Origin of the sequence: Flavobacterium sp. (genome assembly GCF_040379285.1) — a bacterium.
Lineage (GTDB): Bacteria > Bacteroidota > Bacteroidia > Flavobacteriales > Flavobacteriaceae > Flavobacterium.
This window is the reverse complement of the sequence record NZ_JBEILJ010000095.1, coordinates 1-3,676: the sequence shown is the minus strand read 5'-3', so window position 1 is coordinate 3,676 and position 3,676 is coordinate 1. Positions and strand designations below refer to the sequence as shown.

Below are 3,676 nucleotides of genomic sequence, written 5' to 3'. Positions count from 1 at the left end.
CGCACTCCGCATGTCAGGATTTACAACGAGGTAAAACCGAACCCTGTGCAGCCCATCGAAAAGTCTGAAAGGTTCAAAGGTTCTGTCAACATGATTCACTCGATCAAACCCAAACAAGAATTGAGTAGCGTTAGAAATAGCCTGCCGATGATGGCTGTGTTAAAGAAAAATACGCTTATCAAAGGGGTGACACCCCAAGTGAGTGCGAGGATATTCTACCAATCGGGCTCTGTTTTGTTAAATGGAAATGCCATCGGAATTGACGTCTTGGAGGAGGATCGGTTGTTCAACTTTAAGCAATACATCGTGGGTGCGAATCCTTCCGATTTGGCCAACAACGAAAACGGCATCGTATTGGGCATTGGGGTCGCCAAAAAACTGAGTTTAAACATCGGCGATCGGGTTCAAATGCTCAGTAGTACGGGTGCTACTTTTAGATTAAAAATTGTAGGGTTCTTCCAGAGCGGATTGGCCGATTTAGATAAAATGCAGAGTTATGTAAATGTGAAAATGGCGCAGCGCATTGCAGGTCAGGGCAATAACTTCATTACGGACATTAGCGTAAAACTATACGATATCGAAAAAGCCAAATACATGTCGGATCAAATCGCCAACACCTACGGGGTTAACGCCATCGACGTAAAAACGGCAAATGCACAGTTTGAAGCGGGCAATAGCATCAGAAATATCATTACTTACGCGGTGAGTATCACCCTTTTGATTGTGGCGGGTTTTGGAATTTACAACATTCTAAATATGGTAATTTATGAAAAAATGAACGACATCGCGATCTTGAAGGCCACAGGTTTTTCCGGTTCCGATGTAAAGAAGATTTTCATTTATCAAGCCATGTTTATCGGCATTATTGGGGGGCTACTCGGACTACTTTTGGGCGGGGTGATGAGCTATGTCGTTAGCAAGACGCCCTTTGAAACCGAGGCTATTCCTACGGTAAAAACTTTCCCAGTAAATTTCGACCCTCTATTCTATTTAATTGGGTCGGTGTTTGCATTAATCACTACATTTTTCGCTGGATATTTACCCGCCAAAAAAGCCAGTAAAATCGATCCAGTTGATATCATCAGAGGTCAATAAGTAGAAATTAGAATCCTTCAAATCAATCAAGCAGACTCCCATGGCATACGCTGAATCCACCTCAACCCAGAACAACCATATTCTCAGAACTGTGGAGATTCAGAAGTCGTTTGTGGACCCTGTAGAAGTTGAAGTATTGAAGAACATTAATATTTGGGTAGATAAGGGCGAGTTTGTCTCCATTATGGGGAAATCGGGATGTGGCAAGAGCACTTTGCTATATATTTTGAGTACGATGGACACCAATTACAAAGGGCAGTTGTTCTTGGCAGATCGCCTACTTACCGGATTAAGCGGCAACGAATTGGCCGTTGTTCGCAATGAGCAAATTGGCTTTGTATTCCAATTTCACTATTTGTTACCTGAATTTAGTGTCTTGCACAATGTGATGATGCCTGGCTTGAAATTGGGAAAAAAATCCAGGGAGGAAGTCGAATTTGATGCGATGAAGCAGTTGCGATTGTTAGGGGTAGACGACCAGGCGACAAAAAAAGCGACGCAGATATCGGGTGGGCAGAAGCAGCGGGTGGCCATTGCCCGTGCATTAATTAATGAGCCAAAAATCATTATGGGCGATGAGCCTACGGGGAATTTGGATAGTAGAAATGCGGATATCGTATTTGATATTTTCAAAGAGTTAAGCAGCGAATTGGGTACTAGTTTATTGGTGGTTACGCACGATGCCGATTTTGCGAAAAGAACCGATAGAATCATTGAAATGGCGGATGGCCGTGTGATTTCTTAAAAGTTATCGATTCGATTTTAGTACAAGGATTTTTCGAATTTCCCCAAAGAAATCACTTTTTTTGCTATATTTGCACTCCTTTAAAAGGTCGGATGGCCGAGCGGCTAGGCACGGGTCTGCAAAACCCTTTACAGCGGTTCGAATCCGCTTCCGACCTCTAAATAATAAACAGCATTGAACGCCTCTGAACATCTCAGAGGCGTTTTTTGTTGTTCCAATAAGGGTTTCCGGAGTTTTCGAGTTCAATCCTTTATAAATTTCAAAGCATGGCCACCCACCATTAGAAAATACACTCCGTTTGAAAGGTCAGAGATGTCAATATATTGGTCGGAATTCCATTTGGTAGTCACATCCAATATTAACATTTGACCAATCGAGTTGTAGATTGATACCGTTTTTTGTTTAGTGGTTAGATAGAGTATGCTGTGCGCAGGGTTTGGGTAAATTAACAATTCGTCGCGGGAGTTTACTTTTTTGCATAAATCGTTAAGCTCGTAATATGAAAGCGTAAACCATCCAGTATAATTTTCCCGATAAAAATAAAGTCTGTTATGTTCCTTATAAATCTCCGGCATGTCCCCCGTGGGATGAGTATAGGCGGGGTTTCCCAACTCCTCAATTAAAAATGCAGAATCCATTTTACCGTCAAAATAATAAAAACCGCCGATTATACCACCTCCTTTAGCCTGTGTAAAAACAAAATAACCACCGCAGGTCGAAAGCTCAATATTCACAATCTGACGAGTTGTCGGAATTTTTATTTTTTGCCAAGTTTGATTCAATCGCAGGTCTAGTAAATCAAAAAAGGTACTGCCGTTTAAAGTGTATTGAATAACAAAATAATCTTTTTTCAGGCCAGCAATATTGAGTGTTTTACCATTTAATTCATTTTCATAAATAATTTGTTCCTTGCCGTCATATCGCAATTTTTTAAGCACTACTTTATTTGTTATTTTCGGGCTATAAAAAATAAACGAATCCGTCTTTTTGAGTTCATAAAATGTATTTACACTGTTATCATTTATTATATTGCATTTTGGTATTTTTTTTCCGTCCTTTTTAGAAATATACAGTTTTTCAACAAGCGTTCCTGATGCAAAGGACTCAGACCCAATAACTATTGTGTCGTTATATGTAAAAGCCCCTAAGTAGTCGATATTGCAAGAACCATTTCCACATACTATTCGATTCAGTAATGAGAAATTATCGTAGATTTCATAATTGTTTCTATCCCATAAAATAAATCTATTATCAACCAGTGCGGCAGCATCACGATTCACAAAACCACTGGGAGCACCATCATACTTGCGAATAATATTCAATTTATTTTTGTTTGCTGCATAAAAATAATTGCTGTCGATTGATGTAAGACCGATTGAAATAACGAAAAAACTACTTTTGGGGTCTGTAAATGTCCAAAATGTGCTAAAATCACCATTTTTGAGCCTGAATGAATCAACGGTTCGGACTTTTAATTCCGTAAACTTATCTACTGTGTATAAATACATAAAAGAATTATCCCAGGCAAAAAAGAAAATATTACTATCCGTTTCAATTAAGTCTGTTATTGTTTCTTTCTCCTCGTGAGGTCTTTTAATATACTTCCAGGTATTAGTTTGAGAGTCGCTGAAATACAACCTATAAATAAAATCTTTATTACAGAATAAGCCGAGATGGAAATTATTGAATTTAATTATGTTTGAAGCTTTGGATGTATAATCATGAGGCTGAACATCCCACTTGTGAGCATTTAATTGTGGGAAAAACCTCGCTTGGGATGAAGCATCCTGAATTCTGGAGAATACAAGAATTATCAAATAAAGTCGAGTTAGCGGT

General features: G+C 39.1%; 3 protein-coding genes and 1 tRNA gene. 3 read left to right on the top strand and 1 reads right to left on the bottom strand.

The genetic code is table 11. The features are described 5' to 3' along the window. The 3 genes from ABWO12_RS12180 to ABWO12_RS12170 all read left to right on the top strand — a co-directional run. Positions 1-1,095 (top strand): ABC transporter permease (locus tag ABWO12_RS12180; protein WP_353089283.1); only part of this gene is annotated, 1,095 nt, incomplete at its 5' end. A 40-nt stretch (positions 1,096-1,135) separates the two neighbouring features. Beyond that, positions 1,136-1,840, top strand: coding sequence for an ABC transporter ATP-binding protein (locus ABWO12_RS12175; RefSeq protein ID WP_353089282.1), 705 nt, complete (start codon positions 1,136-1,138; stop codon positions 1,838-1,840). A gap of 86 nt (positions 1,841-1,926) precedes the next feature. After that, positions 1,927-1,997, top strand: a tRNA-Cys gene (locus tag ABWO12_RS12170). A gap of 85 nt (positions 1,998-2,082) precedes the next feature. On the opposite strand, the gene ABWO12_RS12165 is transcribed toward ABWO12_RS12170, so the two are convergent. Further along, the coding region (locus ABWO12_RS12165) for a T9SS type A sorting domain-containing protein (RefSeq protein ID WP_353089281.1) at positions 2,083-3,676 on the bottom strand (1,594 nt) is incomplete at its 5' end.